The organism is Flavobacterium sp. CLA17, assembly GCF_013112255.2.
In the GTDB taxonomy this organism is placed as follows: Bacteria; Bacteroidota; Bacteroidia; order Flavobacteriales; family Flavobacteriaceae; genus Flavobacterium; species Flavobacterium circumlabens.
Window position 1 is genome coordinate 2,189,675 of sequence record NZ_CP068294.1, and the last position, 20,382, is coordinate 2,210,056.

Sequence of the window (20,382 nt, forward strand, 5' to 3'; positions counted from 1 at the left end):
TTAATTTTATTATTTGGTAGTTATTTTAAATACTTGTAGCGGCAAATCCTCCATCGACTTTCAGGATGGTTCCTGTTACAAATTTTGACATGTCACTGCATAAAAACAGCAACGCCCCGTCTATATCCTGAGGGGTTCCAAATCGTCCCATTGGAGTATGTTCGATGATTTTTTCACCTCTAGGAGTCAGTTTTCCCTCGGGGGTCAGTAATAAGGCACGATTTTGTTCTCCGATAAAAAAGCCGGGTGAAATCGCATTGACCCGAATTCCTTCGCCATATTTGGAAGCCAGTTCCACCGACATCCACTGCGTAAAATTGTCGATTGCTGCTTTTGAAGCGGAGTAACCCACCACCCGCGTCAAAGGCCTTTGTGCCGACGCTGATGAAATATTGATAATAATTCCTTCTTTCTGTTTTGCGAAAAGTGCAGAGAATACCTGCGACGGAAGCATCGTTCCAATGATGTTCAAATCAACCACCTTTTGCAGATCTTCGGTTTTTAAATCATAAATGGCCTGATCCGGACTGATCGTTGCGCCGGGCATGTTTCCGCCGGCAGCATTAATGAGAATGTCCAGACGACCGTATTTTTCTACTATTAAATCTTTTGCTTTTTCTAAGTCTTCTTTGTTCAGCACATTCGCCTGAATGGCAAATGCTTTTCCTCCGTTTTTTTCAATTTCCGCAACGGTAGTATTCGCTTTTTCGAGAGATTGCGATACGATTCCGGTGATAACGCCCTGTTTGGCCAGTACGTTTGCCATATTGCTTCCGAGTACGCCGGCGCCGCCTGTAATAAGTGCAATTTTCCCTTTAAGGTTAAAGATTGAATCCATATTTGAGTTACTATAATTTATTTTTTTCTGATGGTTTCAATCAAAGACAAAACCCTTACTGTTTCCTTTTCGATGGTGTCGTAAGCTTCGTGTTCCATTACTTTTTTACTGATTAGTTTGCTTCCCATTCCAACTGCCGAAACTCCTGCTGTAAACCAGCTTTGAATACTTTGCAGCGTGGTTTCTACACCGCCGGTAGGCATAAAAATAAGGTTTGGAAAAATATCCTTTATACCACTCAGGAAATCCGGGCCTAAGATGTTTCCGGGGAAAAGTTTAATGAATTTAATTCCGGCATTTTCTGCCGTTATAATTTCAGTTGGCGTCATACAGCCCGGTGCATAAAGAACTTCTTTGCTTCTCAGGAAATCGGATACTTCAGCAACAAATCCGGGACTTATAAAAAAATCTGCTCCGATCGTATGAAATTCTTCTGCCTGTTCAATATTTTTTATCGTACCGATTCCTAAAAGCATTCCCGGCATTTCGGCATTTCGGATTTCGACCATTTTCCGAAAATTGGACGCTGCTTCCGGGCCCCTGTTGGTGTATTCGACAGCCTTGATTCCTGATTTGTAAAGTACACGCAGTACTTCGATACTTTTATTTTCATCGGTATTGAAATACAAAGGGAGAATTCCTTGCCGCACAATAACATCTATGGTATTTTGAATAGTATTCATAGCTTATATTTTTACTTTAAAAACGACTTTTTTTAATAATCCTTCTCCAATCATGGCGGCGTGTACATCTTCCGGAAACAGGATGGCAAACTGTTTTTCCTGCAATTGGAAAAACATATCGGGTGCATCATGAAAAAAACGGACGTCCTTTTCGTCACTGTAACCTCCGTTTGGACTGGTACATTTTTCTCTCGGTTTCCAGGCAAAAGTTTCAGGTCCTTTTACAGAAATCTGAATATCAATATTTTGATCGTGGCATTCAAAACCTTTTATGCTTTCTTCTCTGGTGGTTCCTTCGCCTGCAATTACAATTATTTTCAGGCCTTCCATAATTTGAAAAGCGCCTTCTTCCAATTTAGAGAGATCGTTTTGTTCTGCGTAATCAAAAGCTTTTTTAAAATTCGGATGCAGGCTGTAATATTTTTTGGCGTTATGTAGGGAATCTATTATCATTTTGTTTGTTTATAGTTTGTTGTTTATGTAGTGATTAAAACGGATTATCTGTTTTAAAGCCGGGGTTTTGTGTTTTTCTCGTGTACGCACACGGTTTTTTACAAATGTATGTAAAAACTAAACTCAAACCACTTATCTTTGATAAAAAAAATTAAATTTCCACGCTTACCAAACCTTTTTAACTTAAATACAAAGAATATCATAACGATTAAAAAAATAGCAGAATTGGCCAATGTTTCTCCGGGAACGGTTGACAGGATTATTCATAATCGGGGGCAGGTGACGCAGGACAATGTCGATAAAGTAAATGCGATCATTGAAAAATACGGCTACAAACGCAATATCCTGGCGAGTAATCTGGCATTGAATAAAAAATTTCATTTTGCCGTCTTTTTACCCAAGTACGAAAATCTCGAATATTGGAAAAGCCAGATTGTCGGAATCGAAAAAGCGGCAATTGAATTTCGGAAATTCGGCGTTGTACTGGATTATTTTTTCTACGATTTTGACATCGCTTCTTTTAAGGAATCTGTCCAGAAAGTATTAAATTTTGAATGCGACGGATTATTGTTTGCTCCTATATTTTACGAAGAATCTATTCGTTTTTTAAAGGAATTTGAAAAAAAGAATATTCCGGTGGTCATGATAGATTCTAATATTGACAGTAATCAGCAGCATGCTTATGTTGGGCAGGACGCTTTTCAAAGTGGTTATCTTGCCGGACGACTCATTAGTTTTGCAGTGAAAAACGAAAGACAGGTGCTGATTTTTAAGATTACCCGGGAAATTGAAAGCACTTCTGTTTATCTGCAGCGTATCGACGGATTTTATTCTTTTTTTAAGGATCACGGGGAACTGAATAATTTTAAGTTCTCAGAAGTGACGATTAAAGATTCCGGAATTGATCAATTGAATATGGAGCTATTTTCGGGTGTTAACAGTGTTTTTGTACCTAACTCAAGAGCTTATATTGTAGCCCGGTTTTTAGAAAAAAACAATATAAAGGGCATTCGTATTATTGGTTACGATTTACTCAAAGAAAATATTGAATATTTAAATAAAGGAATAATTGATTTTTTAATAAATCAAAGACCTGAAGAACAAGGATATATGGGAATCAATCATTTGTACAGAAAAAGGGTCTTGCAGGAAACAGTAGAAAGCACCCATTATATTCCGCTGGAAATCATTTTAAAAGAGAATTATTTTCCTGCGAAGAAAACAGTTTAGCACGGTTTTATCTTAATTTAATTAAACCCGACAGGTTTTAAAACCTGTCGGGTTTAAATTATTCCTTCACTTTAAAAACCAACGGATTATTTATTTTTTTAGCAAACGAACTTAAGTACGTTTCCCAATCTTGTTTCGTCTTGAAAGGACTTCCTTTTTTCCATCCAAAACCCGCGTAGTAAACCACTTTATGTTTTTTTACGTTTAAATTTCCATACAGATTACTCAAATCTGTTTCCTCCGTAAGATGATTGTCGAAAGCAGTCAGAGTACCTTGTGGAGCCACAAGACCAGTTCCGATTTCAGAATCGTCGATAGGTTCCCAGTGGCTTAGCCAGCCTTCTTCTATATTTGTTCCAATCGTGCCTTTTTTATCGTGAAGTGTTATTCCGGCAGCGATGTTTTTGGTTCCCTTAATAGAAATTTCAAAACGGGAAAGATAACTTCCGTAATCCAGGCTGATTAATTTAGATTCAGTTATTTTATGCCCATTTGCATCCCACTTGGCATAAGTCAATATAAAACTGGTTCTTATCGGGCCTGTTGTAATGGTTTTCCAGCTGATGAAATTTTTAGAGAAATAATATTTTCCTTTTGCATTTACAGCAATTCCGCCAATTCCGCGGCTGTCTCCCACATGAAAGTTATCTAAACCTTCACCAGTATCTTTGTGGTAGGTTCCGGTTCCCAAAGTTGCTTTTTCGTACCATTTATTGATGATCGGATAGTCGACTCTTTTTAGCCAGGCATCAATTCCACTGGTAAGTGTTCCACCCGGAATTTTGTCTTCCACCATTTTTTGCGCCACGGGACCGTAAGTCCTGAAAGCCACTTTGTTGTTTTCCCAGGCATAATCGTCGGTGCGTTCCGGAACAAATCTCGAATAGCAATTAATGTTTTTGGAGTCCGCAGCATCCGATGGCACAATTTCATACTCTTTTTCAGAAGAAGCATCTATTTTGGGCTGAAACAATAAAACATCAGCGATTCCGTCTCCGTCATTATCGACAGATTGACTTTCCAGAGATAAACCGGACTTTTTTTCTTTCACCGCATAATTTTCAAGTTTAGCAGAAGAAGGGAGTCCAAGTGATTTTTTGGTTAATTCAACAGTTTCAAATTCACGATCTGTCGGAAGGGAATTGGTAACCGTAATAATTTTATTTTGAGAATGAAGGACAAAACTACTTGCCAGAATCGCGGTGAATAAAAGGTGTTTTTTCAAAATAGTATTGTTTTAATTTATTTAAAAGGCAATTGTTTTATGAATTATAAATTTACAAATCAATTAGTAGAAAGAAATACAAAATTGGGGTAAAAATGTACAGAAAACCCGAAATGAAAGTATTAAGATTAAAAAGTTTGTAATTGTAATTTATGAAAGATAAAGTATTTATCTTTATGTAAGTGAAAATTGAACAATAATCTCCATGAAACAAAGCGCCGGTATATTACTCTACAAATTCATAGATAAAACTATTTACTTTTTATTGGTTCATCCGGGAGGTCCATTTTGGAAAAATAAGGATTTAGAAAGCTGGTCAATTCCGAAAGGTGAATTTTCAGCCGATGAAGATCCCTTGCTTGCTGCCAAGCGTGAATTTAAGGAAGAAACAGGTTTTGAACTGGAAGGTGAATCAGACGATTTTATTGTTCTGGAATCTGTAAAACTCAAATCAGGTAAAATGGTTTTTGCATGGGCTTTAGAATTTGACATTGATGTCACTTTGGTAAAAAGCAATGAATTCGAAATGGAATGGCCTCCCAAATCCGGAACTATAAATAACTTTCCGGAAATTGATAAAGCGGAATGGTTTCAAACCGACGAAGCATTACAGAAAGTAAACCCCGCACAGGCTGATTTTATAATACAGATAGTTTCAAAAATTTCTTCTTCACTCTAATATTTACCCGCCATAGAGAATATTTTTTGTAAATTACATTCTTGTTTTCTGATGAAAGGGAGCAGATTAATTAAAAAGGTAAATAAAAAATATGGAAGTTAAATGTATAATTTTCGATTGTGACGGCGTTCTGGTGGATACTGAAAAAATAGGTAATGGAATTTTACTTGAAATGGCAGCTGAACATGGTTTTGAAATGAAATTAGAAGATGCATATCGTGATTTTAACGGACGAAATTTAAAAGAATGTTTTTTACATATAGAAAGTGCCATTGCAAAAAAATTACCTGAAAGTTTTGAAAATGAATACCGTCAAAGAAGCTTTGAAGCCTTCAGAACACAGGTAAAACCTATGGAAGGTGTGCTTTCGTTTCTGAATAGTTTAAAAATTCCATATTGTGTGGCGTCCAGCGGTCCGGTAGATAAAATCAGACTGAACCTTGAAGTTGCAGGTTTATTGGATAAATTCGAAAATAAAATATTCAGTTCTTACGAGATTAAAAGCTGGAAACCCGATCCGGGAATATTTCTGCACGCCGCAAAAGAAATGGGTTTTGAAGTAAAAGATTGTAATGTAGTCGAAGACAGCAAAGCAGGAGTAACGGCAGGAAAAAAAGGAGGTTTTAAGGTCTACGGTTTTGCGAATGGCTATAACGATGAAGATTTACAAAAGGAAGGTGCGATACTTTTTAGTAGTTATGAGGAGTTAGGGACTATGATTGGGGTTTAGGTTTTCAAGTTTCAGGTTTCAAGTTTCAGGTTTCAGGTTTCAAGTTTCAGGTTTCAAGTTTGAAGTTTGAAGTTTGAAGTTTACAGTCTCAGTCTCGGTTTTCAGTGGGCTACGGTACATTTGTCACGTTGAGCGGAGTCGAAACGCTTATCTATTGTAAAGTTTAGGTTTTTAGTCGCGGTCTCAGTCTCAGTCTTAGTTTTCAGTTTGTGCGGTAGCTTTGTCATTTCGACCGAAGGGAGAAATCACATAAGAAATTCCCCAAAGAATGTCGACAATCTTTGCGGATCAACGAGTGTGATTTCTCCCTTCGGTCGAAATGACACAATTGACCATAAAACATTGTGATTTCTTTAAAATAATTTGGCTTTGGAAAGTTTAGGTCAGCTAGTCCATTTCAAACCTTAAATATCACATCCCACATTTTACACCCACACATTCCAAAAATTATCTCATCATCACATTTTCTAATTCTCTCATTACCCAATTGATATATGAATGTAATTTGTTACAATAAAATAAATTTTTATATATTTGAATTTAGATATTCGTTTTTTTTATGACTTAAAATACTATATTATTAATATTAGTGTTAATAAATAAACGATTTGTTTTGCGTAAAAGTGACTTCTCCCAAAGGATTGTTTTTGCGATTGGTTGTATAAACCATCAAATAACCTACAGACCAAAATAAAATGACGAAATATATACGTAGACTTTTAGTGGTATCGATATTCTTTTTGCCCTATATCAGTATTGCCCAGATTAAAAAAACAGGGGTTCCTTTCATCACCAATTACAATCCGAAAAGTTATAAAGCTGCTTCCGAGAATTGGGATGTTTTGCAGGATTCCAGGGGAATGATGTTTTTTGCCAATCATTTTGGAATCATGCAGTTTGATGGCGTACGATGGAATATTGTAACCCAGCCGGACAACAAAAGTATGGTTCGTTCCCTTGCTATCGATAAAAAAGATAAAATGTATGTTGGGGCCCAGGGCGATTTTGGCTATGTGGTTCAGTTATCCAACGGGCAATACAAATATACTTCCCTGGTGAATTTGCTTCCCGCTTCGTCCAGAAATTTCGGGGATGTACTGCATACCGTTATTCGTAAAGAAGAAGTGATTTTTTTCGCTATAGAAGGCATATTTATTTATAAGAATAAGAAAATCAAAGTATTAAAATCGAAAGTTAATTTTGATGAGTTTTTCGAAGTCAATAAAGACATCTATGTTTCAGACAATGCAAAAGGCTTGCTGAAACTGGAAAATGATGCTTTAGTTCCAATTCCGAATAGTAAACAATTTGTCGGAATGAAGATTCGAAAAATCTTTGAAACCAAAAAAGGATTGCTGCTGCTTACCCAAAAAAATGGACTATTCACTTATAAAGACAATCTGCTGAAACCTTTTGTAACGGAAGCAGATTATTTACTGAAGCAAAATCAGATTTCAACCGCTGTTTTGCTTTCTGACGGGTATCTGGGAATCGGAACACGTCAGACCGGATTGGTAGTCCTGGATAGTGAAGGACAATTGATTCAGCATATCAACAAGCAAATGGGATTGCAAAACGAATATGTGACGAATCTGAAAACCGATAAAGAAGGCAATTTGTGGGTCACACTCAAGGAAGGGATTTCCCTGATCCAGATTTCTTCGCCATTGTCGAGAATATTGGACACCTCCAATGCTGAAACCAAAATATACTGCAGCCAGATTTATCAGGACAAATTGTATATCGCAACCGATAATGGTTTATTCTGGCTCGACTGGCAAGCGTATAAAAACGGCAAAAGAGAAAATTCACATTTTCAGCATATCTCCGGAATGTCTGAAAATGTATGGAATATTGGCGTCTTCGGGAGCTCGCTTCTCGCTTTTGAGAAAAACGGAATCTTCGAAATCAATGGCGCTTCAGCAAAATTGCTGGCGAAAGTAGATGGCGCCTGGCAAGGTGTAATAATTCCGAATCATCCGGATTTATTGCTCGTGGGAGGTTACACCGGATTGTATCTCTTGAAGAAAATAAATAATGCCTGGGTGTATCAGCACAAGATAAAAGGATTTGAGGAAAGCAGCAGGATTATTGTCACCGATGCCGCTGGAAATATCTGGATTGCCCACGGTTATAAAGGAATATATAAACTAAAGTTTAATAAAACCTTTGAGGCCGTTTCAAACATTGTATTTTATAATCAGGCAGATGGTTTTCCGTCGAGTTTGTTTTTAAATACGTTCAAAATCAATAATCAGATTCTTTTCGGAACAACAAAAGGCGTTTATAAACAAGAGGCAACTTCAAAGAAAATGGTTCCCGATCCTGTTTTCAGGAAATATCTGGGAATGGAAAGCCATATTCGTTTGCTTAAAGCAGACCATCAAAATAACATCTGGTATGTTTCGGGCGAAAATACCGGAAAAATAAATCAGAAGAAGCAGGGAAATCTTCATTTAGAAGAATTGCCTTTTAGAAAATTAAGATACTTATACATTCCGGGTTTCGAAAACATTCAGACCACGGCAAGCGGTGATGTGTTTTTTGGAACGCAGGACGGTTTAATTCATTACAACAGTACCAAAAGAAAGACCTACCAAACCAAATACAAATCGATTATTTCCGAAGTAAAATGTATTTTTCCCAAAGATAGTCTCTTGTTTTCCAGCCGCTATGATGTGCTTCCCACCAATATGGATTCTCCTCATGAAAGACTCTCTCCGGTTTTGTCTTATTCTAATAACTCGCTGCACTTTTCTTTTGCGGCATTGTGTTATGATGAGGCAGATGCTACCAAATACGAATACTGGCTGGAAGGTTTTGAACCAAAATGGTCCGATTGGAGCCTGCAGACCGAAAAAGAATATACGAACCTTCCTGAAAACGAATATATTTTTCACGTAAGGGCTAAAAATATTTACGATGTGGTGAGTGAGGAAGCTGTTTTCAGATTTGAAGTTTCACCACCCTGGTACCGAACGAGCTGGGCTTATATTTTGTATCTGTCACTTTTCGGCATTTTGATTTACACTATTATTAAATATCAAAAAAATCAGGCAGAGCGCAAACGTTCCCAGCTGATTATCAATCAGGAAAAAGAACTGCTGTTTACCCGTGCAGAGTTTAATGAACAGAAATTGCTGCTGGAAAAGGAGAATCTGGAAGCGACCATTAATCTTAAAAATGCCAAAGTAGCTTCAAATACGGTGAATCTTATTCATTTAAATGAAATTCTGTTGTCTATAAAAGAGCTTATTACGGAGATCAAAAAAGAGAAGGATTCAGCAGCGAATTTAAATATACTGACCAAAATAAACCGGATTATCGATCACGAACTGCAAGGTGATCAGCATTGGAATGAGTTTGAAGAAATCTTCAATCAACTTCATGATAATTTCATGCAACGCCTAAAAACAAGTTTCCCGGAATTAACGCCACGCGACATGCGATTGTGTGCGTACCTGCGAATGAATTTCAATACAAAAGAAATTGCACCGCTTTTAGGAATTTCGGTAAGAGGTGTCGAAGATACCCGATACCGTATCCGGAAAAAATTACAACTTTCCTCGGAAGCGAATATTACAGAGTTTATTCTTAATTTTTAAATTTTTATTATTCAGTATAATCCTAGGGGTATTTACGCGGTTTGACGCCTATTTACTACATTTTTTTTGCCTGTACCGTAGTCAAACCGTATCCCTAAATTGACTTTCTACGTGTTTTATTTGTTAATATTGTTCCTTATTACGAAAAATAACAGTCCGTTCTTTACAAATTGACTTTTGATTTCGTAATAAGCTTTACTAACAAAAAACAAAAAAAATGAATCAAAAAGACTCTTTTTTCGGCCGACCACCGAAAAGCAATTACAATGATCTGAAAAGGTTTTTTATTATGACAATGATTGTATTGTCTCCTTTTCTAAAACTACAGGCGCAATGTAATACACTTGTTTGGGCAGACGAGTTCAACGGTACTACAGTTGATGCAACCAAATGGCAGAGTATTTCCGGAAACGGCTGTCCTTCTCTTTGCGGCTTCGGAAATGCAGAAGCGCAACGTTACGATCCGAATCAGGCTACTATTGTCAAAGAAGGAACAAACAGTTACCTGAACATTCAGGCAAAGTACGAGCCTAATGCAGCATTCCCGCAACAGCCGTATTCCTCAGCAAAACTGACTACGGAAGGGAAATACGCCCTGAAATACGGAAGGGTAGAAGCCCGTATGAAGTTATCTTCGGGAATGGGCGCGTGGCCGGCCTTCTGGATGCTGCCTGCCGGTGTAGCAAATTGGCCTTATACGGGCGAAATTGATATCATGGAAACCAAACACAGAAATCCGAAATCCATAGACGGGACCATTCATTACGATGGAGGAGGGTATCATTACACCGGAAGAAGTTATACTTCTCCAACCGATTTGTCTACAGAATTTCACGTATATGCTGTAGAATGGGGACCCAACAGTATCAAATGGTTTATTGACGGCAATTTGTTTCATACTGCAACTCCGGCTACAACTGTAAATGGCGGATGGCCTTTTAACGACCAGCAGTTTTACATCATTCTAAACCTGGCAGTAGGTAGTTTGGGAACGCCGTACACCAGTGTAAACGGAGCAGGAGTTGAACCAATTCCGGCTGATTTTCCGGCGAAATTGCAAGTGGATTATGTACGTGTATACGACGGGAGTTTTGCAAATGGCGTAATCGGGGATGCAAAAGTGTATCACAACGAAACCGGTAAAACCTATACGCTGAAAGCAATTGCAGGTGCAAGTTACAATTGGACAGTTCCGTCCGGGGCAACCATTACTTCAGGACAGGGAACCAATACCATTACCGTTAACTGGGGAACTACAGGAGGAGATGTTTCGGCTGTGGCCACTGTTTCCGGCTGTACGGCCACGACTTATAAACTGGCTGTAACAACAGAAGTTCCATTACCGGTGGAGAAAGTCCACGAAGATTTTCAAAGTAACAGGAATGTGCTGTATCCTTTAAAAACGGGTGTTTTGACAGAAGCTGTCGCGAATCCTTCGGCTACAGGTGTGAATACCTCTGCTTTGGTAGGAAGATATGTTCGTAACGCCTCTGAATTATACGATGTTTTAAACATTAAAAACGTAACCATTTCAAACGCGAACGATTACGTATACGGAAGAAAGAAACTCTCTTTCGATATTTATACTTCGGCTCCGGTGGGAACTAAAATATCCATGCAATTAGAAAATAGCCTGGTAACAACAGCGATCAATTATCCTTCCGGAAGACATAGCGGTTTCAAAGCGACTACGACGGTACAAAACAAATGGGAAACGATAGAGTTTGAATTCGAAAAAGTAATCGATCCGAATACCAGTGCCTTGTCAATCAATAATGTCGTATTCCTTTTTGAGTCTAACTCCAATTCCGGTGCTACGTATTATTTTGATAATTTGCTGACCAAAGCAGCTCCCGAAAAGCCCGTTATTGCTACAGATGTGCTGCAGAATTATGACGAAATCAACAAAATTATAAAAGGAACCACTACAGGAACTTATTCCGTAGTAGCGAATCCGGGTACAAACTCAGTGAATGCTTCCGCGAATGTGGCGAGGTACGTTAGAAACGTAACCGAACAATATGACGTCTTGTTTTTCAACACCCAAAGTTCGATTGAAGATGCCGGTTTACTAAAAAACCAGACCAATAAAATCATGATCGATGTGTATACTTCGGCTCCGGTTGGAACTGTGGTGAGTCTGAATTTAGAAAATAGTGCCACTTCTCTTCCGGCGAATTTTCCAACAGGAAGAAACAGTAATTATGTCGCGATAACTACCAAACAAAATCAATGGGAAACGCTGACGTTCTATTACAATTCAAGTCCTGACGCAGGAACTTCAAATTTGGCTGTTAACCAGATGGTATTGTTGTTTAACTCCGGTTCTTATACCAGCGACACGTATTATTTTGACAACATCAGAATTGGTGCAACTAAGTTACCCGATACTTTTACACCGGGAGTGGTTTATGAAGACTATCAGACCATTCATAATATCACTTTCAGGGATGCGATTGGAACCTATACAGCCAATGCTGCAAACCCGAGTGTAAGTGGAATCAATACTTCTGCAAACGTGGGCAGATATGTTAGAAAAGCAACAGAATTATACGATAACTTCTCCTTTAATTCAACGATCACAAATGTGGGGGATTTCAAAAGCGGAACCAAAAAATTCGCTATGGATGTTTATACTTCAGCTCCGGTTGGATCTGTAATCTCCTGGCAGGCAGAAAGCAGCGCTTCAATTCCATCTAATTTTCCTGTGGGAAGGCACAGCGTGTATCAGGGTGTTGTAAAACAAACCAATACATGGCATACGGTAACTTTTACGTACGCCAGTTCACCGGATGCCTCAACATTAGACAGCGAAGTAAATCGTTTTGTTTTCTTGTTTGAACCGGGAACAAGCTCCGGAAACACGTACTATTTTGACAATATCAGAAGTGTAAATCTGGTTACTACAGAAAATCCGACCAACACTTTGCCTTCTCCGTGGGTAAGTACCGATTTAGGTGCCGTAACTCCGGCTGGAGTGGCCGCTTATTCCGGCGGAACGTTTACCGTAAAAGGAGCAGGAACAGATATTTGGGAATCAAGCGATCAGTTTCAATACGTAAATCAGCCGATCACGGGTGATGCTGAAATAATTGCGAAAGTAAATTCGCTAACAAACACGAATACGTATGCAAAAGCGGGAGTGATGTTCCGTGAAACGCTTACGCCAACGTCTAAACATGCCATGAGCAATATTACGGCCGCAGCAGGAGTAGAATTTTTATCGAGAGATGCCGTTTCTGTACCAACGATTGGTCAGGGAGCTGCAGGAACTACTCCAAAATGGCTTCGAATCGTAAGATCCGGAAATGTATTTACGTCCTATTCTTCGGATAATGGCACTACATGGACGCAGATTGGTACGCCAAGAACTATTGCAATGGCGAGTACCATTTATGCGGGAATGGCCGTTACTTCTCATGCCAACGGAACATTAGCGACCGGAGTTTTTAGCGATGTGGTAGTGAGAAATATTACACCTCCGACTAACAATGTCAATTTAGCTTTAGCGAAAACAGCCGTAGCCTCTACAGAAGAAAATGCCACACTTTCGGCTTCCAAAGCCACAGATGGAGACGGAACAGTTTCAAGATGGGCGAGTAGTTTTGCCAATGCCAGCGAATGGATTTATGTGGATTTACAAAGTACTTATAACATTAATCGTGTGGTTTTGAAATGGGAAGCTGCTTTTGCAACACAATACAAAGTGCAGATTTCAACCGATAATGTTTTCACCGAAAACGAAACGGTAAACACACAAACCGCCAGCGATGGAGGCACCGATGACCTGGTGGTAAGCGGAACCGGAAGATACATCCGAATTTTATGTACGGCAAAAGCTTTGGCTCCTTACGGATATTCCCTGTTTGAGATCGAAGCATACGGAACGGCATCGGCAGCCAAACAAACATTGGCTTCGAAAGAAACAGCTCCCGAAACAGCAGCAGCAGATCTAGCCATTTATCCGAATCCGGCAAGTGATTATATTGAGCTTTCGGTATCTGGGAATCTGAAGAATAAGGAAGTTACGATTCATGATTTAGCCGGTAATCTGGTAGTGAAAAACAAAATTAATACTACCGCAGATCAAAGCATTATTGATATCAGCAGACTTCCAAAAGGAATCTATATCCTGAATTTTAGTTCGGATGAAAAGAGCTGGACGAAGAAGCTGATTAAAAAATAAGTTGCACAGTCCGCAAAGTTTAAGATGTATTTTTTGCCACGGATTTCACAGATTTCACAGATTTTTAATGAATTATTAAAAAATCTGCGTGAATCTTTTATCCTGATAGCTCTCGGGAGTGGCTGATTTTTCGCTTTGCTATAGATAGTTACGGACAACCTGAAAAAAGAGTATAAATCCGTTGGGTGTGATTGAATTAAAATAAAAAATAACGGTTTCCATATACCGAAGTTTAAATTTAAGGATAGCACCACATAATTGCACCTGACGGGTTAATACAATCATTTTCAAACAAAGTGATTGCAGTGTTTAAAATTTAGTAGTAACCCCATAAAACTTTACATATGAGAATAATTAAACTTACAAGAATTTCTTTTCTGATAACACTGTTTCTGGTGTTTTCAAATGGGATGCATGGTCAGGGTCCGATCCCTTTTACCATCAGTAATACTTCAACTTACAATGACAACGAGTTATATGTAGCCATTGTTGGTATTGATTATAACACCGGAAATCACGTTTGGGTAAACGCCAAAACAAGCCAGGTGTTACCCATGAGTGCTTCTTATAATACCGTTACCGGACCAACAATTGGCGGAAACACCGGACCGGGACAAAACTCAAAATATGCAAACTGTTTTACAAAACTGAGTGAAATTCCAAACAAGACTTTCACTTTGCCACAGATTGCAGGATGCAGGGTTTTTATATCGAAAGGACAGCAATTGTATTTTTACTTTTTTGGTGCCAGTGGAGCTCCGTCAGGATATACTTCGCCAAATCCGTTAAATGCAACAGATCCGAATCAGGGAATTTTATACGAAATAATCGAACTGACCAATAACCAATACGGTTTCTTTGGAAATCCTTCGAGAGTGGATTCGTATAAATACCCAATGGGACTGGAATTATTCGGTGCAAACGGATACCAAAAACGTGTAGGCGAATTAAAGAAACATGCAGAGATCGTAGCAGCTTTCAAGGCCAATGTACCTTCGGAGTTTCAGGGTTGTGTGAATGATGCTACCGGAGAAATTACCGCGCCTTCTAAAACGCCTGCTTTTGCAGACGGAACAGGAGGAACTTCAGTGGGGCCTCATGCTAATTATTTAAAATCTTATATCGATGCCATCTGGAATAAATACAAAAATGAAGATTTGATATTTTATGCCGGAGATGCCGGAGTTTTCAAAGGAAGAGTTATCGGTGAACAACTGGAAATGGTTGGACAATCAGGAGGTTTTACAGGCCGTACAGGTCGTGTACAAAGCAGACCTTCTACACAGGAAGCCCTGGAAGGGAAAGGTGTTCTGGACAGAAGATTAGTCGACGGAGATCTGGATCTTGTGATTCAGGCACAATTAACAGCGGCTATCAACAGACATGTTGTGAATACTACAACTCCAAATCCGGGACAGCAAAACTGGTACGATGCTTCGAAATTTTATCAGGTGAATCCAACGAATCATTACTCTAAATTCTGGCATTTGCCGGGCATTAGCGTAGACAATCTGGCGTATGGATTTGCTTATGATGATGTGGCCGATCAGTCGCCATCGCTTCATACTCCACAGCCAACAAAAGTAATTGCTGTTTTTGGAGGATATGCAGGAACTGTTCCTTCAGTTCCCGCTACAACGGATGTGATTACGGCTTATAAAGATTGTAATTACACCGGATTTTCCGGAGGATTAACGATTGGAGATTATAATTTGGCCCGATTAAAAACATTAGGTATTGATGATGATGCTATTTCTTCCCTTAAAATTACACAAGGTTTTCAGGCGATTTTATATCAGGACGATAACTTTGGCGGAGCTTCAACCGTCATTAATTCTGATAATTCCTGTTTGAATACCACCTGGAATGATAAAGTAACTTCTATCAGAATTCTTGCCAACGGAACGACGACTTTAGGAAATCAAACTTTCTTTTTACAAAACAGAAACAGCGGCCTTAACATGGATGTCTGGACTGCCAGTTTAGCAAACGGAGCCAATGTTGCACAGGGAACGGCAAATTCAGCAAACAACCAGAAATTTACATTTACGCATTTAGGAGATGGTTTGTATAAAATTATTGCCAATCATAGCGGACAGTCATTAGACGTGAATAATTTCAATAAAGCGAACGGTGCCAATGTAGAGCAATATCCGTACAATGCTACGACAAACCAACAATTTATATTGGTTGCTACCGGCGACGGATTTTATAAAATTGTAGCGCGTCACAGCGGAAGAATTGTTGAGGTTACCAATGCAAGTACTGCCAATGGTGCCAATATACAGCAATGGGACAATAACAACCAGACTTGCGGACAATGGAAACTGATTCCGGCTACCACTTCTCAGACTTCCGTTCTAATTCAGGCAGAAGATTATTCAGCTATGAGCGGCATTCAGGTAGAAGCGACAACAGATACCGGAGGCGGTTCGAATGTTGGATATACCGAAACAGGGGACTGGTTAGCGTATAACAGCATTAATTTCCCAACTACAGGTTCTTACCTAATCGAATACAGAGTAGCCAGCGGAGTAACAGGAGGTAAATTGTCTTCTGATTTAAACGGAGGAACTATTGTACTTGGTACAGTTGATATTCCAAATACCGGAGGATGGCAAAACTGGCAGACGGTTTCGCAAACCGTAAACGTAAATGCGGGAACGTACAATTTTGGTATCTACATCCAAAATACAGGAATGAACATCAACTGGATTAAAATCACGAAAGTGGGTGCGGCGGCAAAAACAGCTGTAGTAAAAACAGTCGAAGAAGAGCCAATTGCGGCTGTTTTGAATGTTTATCCGAGCCCGGCAGATACGACACTTTTCTTTAGTACAGAAGTTTCAGGAAACGTAAGCATCGTAGATTCTCAGACCGGAGCAGTAGTTTCCGGACAAAAAGTAACGAATAACAGTGTAGATGTTTCGCATTTAAGAGCCGGAGTTTATCTGATTGTATTAGAAAAAGACGGACAGAAAACGGTGAAACGTTTTATTAAAAAATAGTTTTAAATGATTAAAGCCGTGAACAAATCGATTACAAATTTTGAAATTCAGATTTTGAATTACCTGGCTTCTAAAGAAAGTAACAGGTTGGAATTTGGAATTTTAGAAAATTGGAATTTATAATTGATTTGTTTGAGGTTTTTTAAATTCTCCCCCAAAATTTATAAATATTAATCTATTAAAAAATTATTATGAAAAACAATTACAAAGCGATCCAGCTGAAATGGATCCTGATTTTCGTTCTGGGTATTTTTAATGTATCAGTTGCCCAAAAAAAAGTAATCGCTTATGTTCCAAACTGGGTTGACCTGAATTCATTTTCGAGTACTATCCAGTACAGTAAATTAACGCACATTAATATTGCGTTCGAAAATCCCGATGCCAACGGCTATTTAACTTTCAATTCAGGAAGTAACAGCATTATCAATGCGGCACATGCGCAAAACGTAAAAGTTTTTGTTTCCCTGGGCGGCGGTTCTATTTCTGAAGGAGGTGCTATTCGTGACAATTATTTCAATCTGATTACCCCTGGAAACAGAACAGCTTTCATCCAGAAAATCTACGATTATGTCATTGCCCATAATTTTGATGGTGTCGATGTAGATTTAGAGGGTCCTGCTATTAATGGAGATTACGGAGGTTTCGTAATTGCCCTGGCCAACAAGCTACATGCAGGCGGAAAACAAATTACAGCCGCACTTTCTGAAGGATATGGCGGTGCCAATGTACCTGCATCTACTTTTGCCGCTTACGACTGGATCAATATCATGGCGTATGATGCAACAGGCCCATGGGCACCTGGAAATCCGGGACAGCATTCACCATACAGTATGGCCGTGAACCAGTTTAATTACTGGACAGGAAGAGGTTTACCAGCAAGCAAAGCCATAATAGGTCTTCCTTTTTACGGATATGGTTTTGGAGCTTCAGCCAATCAGGGAATTTCTTATGCTAATATCATAGCCCAATATCCGGGTTCAGAAAATCAGGATCAGGTAGGAAATACGATTTATTACAACGGAATTCCAACCATAAAAGCAAAAACAACATTCGCGATTCAGAATGCCGGTGGAGTTATGATTTGGGAATTATCTCAGGATGCTGTGGGCTCAAAATCATTATTAACAGCCGTCAATCAGGTCATTACAGGAGGTCAGCCACCAGTAGGAGGCGGTACTTTAATTCAGGCAGAAAGTTACTCTTCTATGAGTGGTGTTCAGACGGAAGCTACCACAGATACAGGCGGAGGCTTAAATGTAGGTTACGCCGATACAGGCGACTGGATGGCGTATTACAATGTTAATTTTCCAACTTCGGGTTCTTATGTAATTGAGTATCGAGTGGCAAGTGCTGTTTCGGGAGCCAGAATCTCTTCTGATTTAAGTGCAGGAACGATTCAGCTTGGTGCCGTAAATGTACCGAATACCGGAGGATGGCAAAACTGGCAAACGGTAACCCAAACCGTAAATGTAAATGCCGGAACTTATAATTTCGGAATATACATTCAAAGTTCAGGTGTGAATCTGAATTGGTTCCGAATCACAAAATCTGGTTCAACTTTAGCAGCAAAAACAGGTTCAGCAGAAATGGCAAAATCGACTGATATTGCTGGTCTGACTATTTATCCGAATCCGACAGAAGAAACGCTTTTCTTTAGTACAGAAGTTTCCGGAGCCAATGTGAGTATTATAAATTCTCAGGAAGGTGCTACGATTTCACAGCAAAAAGCCACGAACAACAGTGTTGATGTTGCGGGTTTAAAAAGCGGAATCTATCTGATTTTAGTAGAAAAAGACGGAATTAAAACGGTAAGACGTTTTATTAAGAAATAAAGTGTCATGAAGAAATATCTAATAGTTTTAATTCATTCAAAACTACTCTTGTTGGCCTTTATTTTATTTGGCTTAAGTGGCCATGCCCAGGTGATCATGTTTGATGATTTTAATTATTCAGGCAATAATGATCCGCAATTGGCATCATTTAACAAATGGCAAATTGTTAATGGAGTAAGCGGACCACCGGAAGGAGCCACCTACAACAGAAATAATGTAGCTTTTATTACAGACCCGAATGATGCAACGAATAAGTTGATGACATTGAAAACAACTGTTAATGGTCAGTCAAAAGCTGTAACACACTCGCGAATCGAAAGTTCCTATGAATATTTTGAAGGAACTTATGCATCAAGAGTCTATTTGTCAGATGAATCATTTACAACTAAAGATGCCAACATACAGACCTTTTTTACCATTGTAAGTTCGAGTCTTGCTCAGGATGGTTCAAAATATAGTGAAATGGATATCATAGAGTATATGGCTGCTGATAAATGGGGAGTTTCTCCGGACAACAGAGTGGGATATACAACTTCCTATCACAAATATATTGCAAATCCGTGGAAGCCCTGGAAAACCTATTCCACCCAGCAAAAATCATTAGCCGGGTGGCATACTTTTATTGCTACCTGCACAGATGGTGTGAATATCAGGTATTATATGGATAACACACTTATTGCAACTCATTCTGTTACGGATAATGAAACGCAGGCAGGTCTCCCGGTGTATCCGAGAAGTACGATGCAGGTGGCATTCGCCAATTGGATTTGGAATAATGTATTAGGTACAGGCACTGGTAACAGAGAGAATACTTTCATGACAGATTGGGTTTTATATTATAAGAATACAGCATTAGATCTGACCCAGATTAATACTTTGGTTACCAATTATAAAGCACAAGGATTAAAAAGAAGAAATCTGGCCGGACAAACATTTTATGATACTCCGCAAACCGGTGTTGCTACTGTGTATAAAGATTGTAATTATGGCGGATATGCGGTGAGTTTACCAGCTGGCAACTATACTTTAGCGAACCTTCAGGCCAAAGGAATTTCAGATAATGATATTTCTTCGCTTAAAGTGCAAAATGGTTATGAAGTAGTGCTTTATGCCAATGATAATTTTTCTGGTTCTTCTGCTGCAATTACTTCAGATAATACGTGTTTGGTCGCAAATAGTTTTAATGATGTTGCTACTTCTGTACGAGTTAGGGCGATCATAAATTCTTCTTCCGTATTGATTGAAGCGGAGAGTTATGCCAGCATGAGCGGAATTCAGACCGAAGCAACCACAGATACCGGTGGCGGATTAAATGTGGGTTATGCCGATACCGGTGATTGGATGTCGTATAGTGCGATTAATTTTCCAACATCCGGTTCTTATCTGATTGAGTACAGAGTTGCAAGTGGTGTCAGCGGAGCAGTCATTTCTTCTGATTTAAGTGCAGGAACAATTCAGTTAGGCGCTGTTACTATTCCGAATACCGGGGGCTGGCAAAACTGGCAAACGGTAAGTCAGACCGTAAATGTCAATGCCGGAACCTATAATTTCGGAATATACATTCAAAGTTCAGGTGTGAATCTGAATTGGATCCGAATTACAAAATCAGGCGCAACTTTAGCGGCAAAATCGGCTTCTGCAGATAAGATTGAAAGTCTGACCGTTTATCCAAGTCCGACAGACAACGAACTTTTCTTTACTACTGATGTTTCCGAAGCAAACCTGAGTATTATCAATTCTCAGGATGGTGCTACGGTAGTATCACAAAAAGGCAATGGAAACAGCATTGATGTGACACGTTTAAAAAGCGGAATCTATCTGATTTTAATAGAAAAAGACGGAGTCAAAACGGTAAGACGTTTTATTAAAAAATAAGTTTTTATAAAAGTGCTATTTCTTCATTAATCAAGAAG

Annotated in this window: 12 protein-coding genes; 8 read left to right on the top strand and 4 right to left on the bottom strand. The window is 39.0% G+C overall.

Annotation, left to right across the window (positions count from 1 at the left end):
• Window positions 1-25 precede the first annotated feature (25 nt).
• From HAV12_RS09420 to HAV12_RS09430, 3 genes are read right to left on the bottom strand one after another with little or no spacing between them, the layout of a single operon-like run.
• Window positions 26-838, bottom strand: a complete 813-nt coding sequence (locus tag HAV12_RS09420) for an SDR family oxidoreductase (RefSeq protein ID WP_171569418.1) — start codon at window positions 836-838, stop codon at window positions 26-28.
• A gap of 17 nt (window positions 839-855) precedes the next feature.
• Window positions 856-1,521, bottom strand: coding sequence for a bifunctional 4-hydroxy-2-oxoglutarate aldolase/2-dehydro-3-deoxy-phosphogluconate aldolase (locus HAV12_RS09425; RefSeq protein ID WP_171569419.1), 666 nt, complete (start codon window positions 1,519-1,521; stop codon window positions 856-858).
• Window positions 1,522-1,524: 3 nt separating this feature from the next.
• The gene (locus HAV12_RS09430) at window positions 1,525-1,974 is read right to left on the bottom strand and encodes a YhcH/YjgK/YiaL family protein (RefSeq protein WP_171569420.1); all 450 of its coding nucleotides are present in this window, start codon (window positions 1,972-1,974) and stop codon (window positions 1,525-1,527) included.
• Between the two features lie 138 nt (window positions 1,975-2,112).
• Between HAV12_RS09430 and HAV12_RS09435 the strand changes: the two genes are divergently transcribed.
• A complete protein-coding gene (locus tag HAV12_RS09435; RefSeq protein ID WP_240345256.1) occupies window positions 2,113-3,204 on the top strand; it encodes a LacI family DNA-binding transcriptional regulator in 1,092 nt (363 codons plus the stop codon).
• Between the two features lie 58 nt (window positions 3,205-3,262).
• Here HAV12_RS09435 and HAV12_RS09440 read toward each other — a convergent pair whose 3' ends face one another.
• A complete protein-coding gene (locus HAV12_RS09440) occupies window positions 3,263-4,429 on the bottom strand; it encodes a DUF4861 family protein (RefSeq protein WP_171569421.1) in 1,167 nt (388 codons plus the stop codon).
• Window positions 4,430-4,634: 205 nt separating this feature from the next.
• Between HAV12_RS09440 and HAV12_RS09445 the strand changes: the two genes are divergently transcribed.
• The 7 genes from HAV12_RS09445 to HAV12_RS09475 all read left to right on the top strand — a co-directional run bounded on the left by HAV12_RS09445 (window position 4,635) and on the right by HAV12_RS09475 (window position 20,344).
• Window positions 4,635-5,108, top strand: a complete 474-nt coding sequence (locus HAV12_RS09445; protein ID WP_132037046.1) for an NUDIX domain-containing protein — start codon at window positions 4,635-4,637, stop codon at window positions 5,106-5,108.
• A 91-nt stretch (window positions 5,109-5,199) separates the two neighbouring features.
• Entirely contained in the window at window positions 5,200-5,838 is a 639-nt protein-coding gene (locus HAV12_RS09450) for an HAD family phosphatase (RefSeq protein WP_171569422.1), read from the top strand.
• 695 nt (window positions 5,839-6,533) lie between these two features.
• Entirely contained in the window at window positions 6,534-9,443 is a 2,910-nt protein-coding gene (locus HAV12_RS09455) for a triple tyrosine motif-containing protein (RefSeq protein WP_171569423.1), read from the top strand.
• 217 nt (window positions 9,444-9,660) lie between these two features.
• Window positions 9,661-13,629 carry a family 16 glycosylhydrolase gene (locus HAV12_RS09460; protein WP_171569424.1) on the top strand — a complete coding sequence of 1,323 codons (3,969 nt, stop codon included), beginning with the start codon at window positions 9,661-9,663 and terminating at the stop codon, window positions 13,627-13,629.
• 344 nt (window positions 13,630-13,973) lie between these two features.
• Window positions 13,974-16,637 (top strand): beta-1,3-glucanase family protein, encoded by a 2,664-nt coding sequence (locus HAV12_RS09465; RefSeq protein WP_171569425.1) that lies wholly within the window; start codon window positions 13,974-13,976, stop codon window positions 16,635-16,637.
• A gap of 191 nt (window positions 16,638-16,828) precedes the next feature.
• Complete coding sequence (locus tag HAV12_RS09470; protein ID WP_171569426.1) at window positions 16,829-18,469, top strand: glycosyl hydrolase family 18 protein; 1,641 nt, start codon at window positions 16,829-16,831, stop codon at window positions 18,467-18,469.
• Window positions 18,470-18,475: 6 nt separating this feature from the next.
• A complete protein-coding gene (locus tag HAV12_RS09475) occupies window positions 18,476-20,344 on the top strand; it encodes a carbohydrate-binding protein (RefSeq protein WP_240345257.1) in 1,869 nt (622 codons plus the stop codon).
• Window positions 20,345-20,382: the final 38 nt, after the last annotated feature.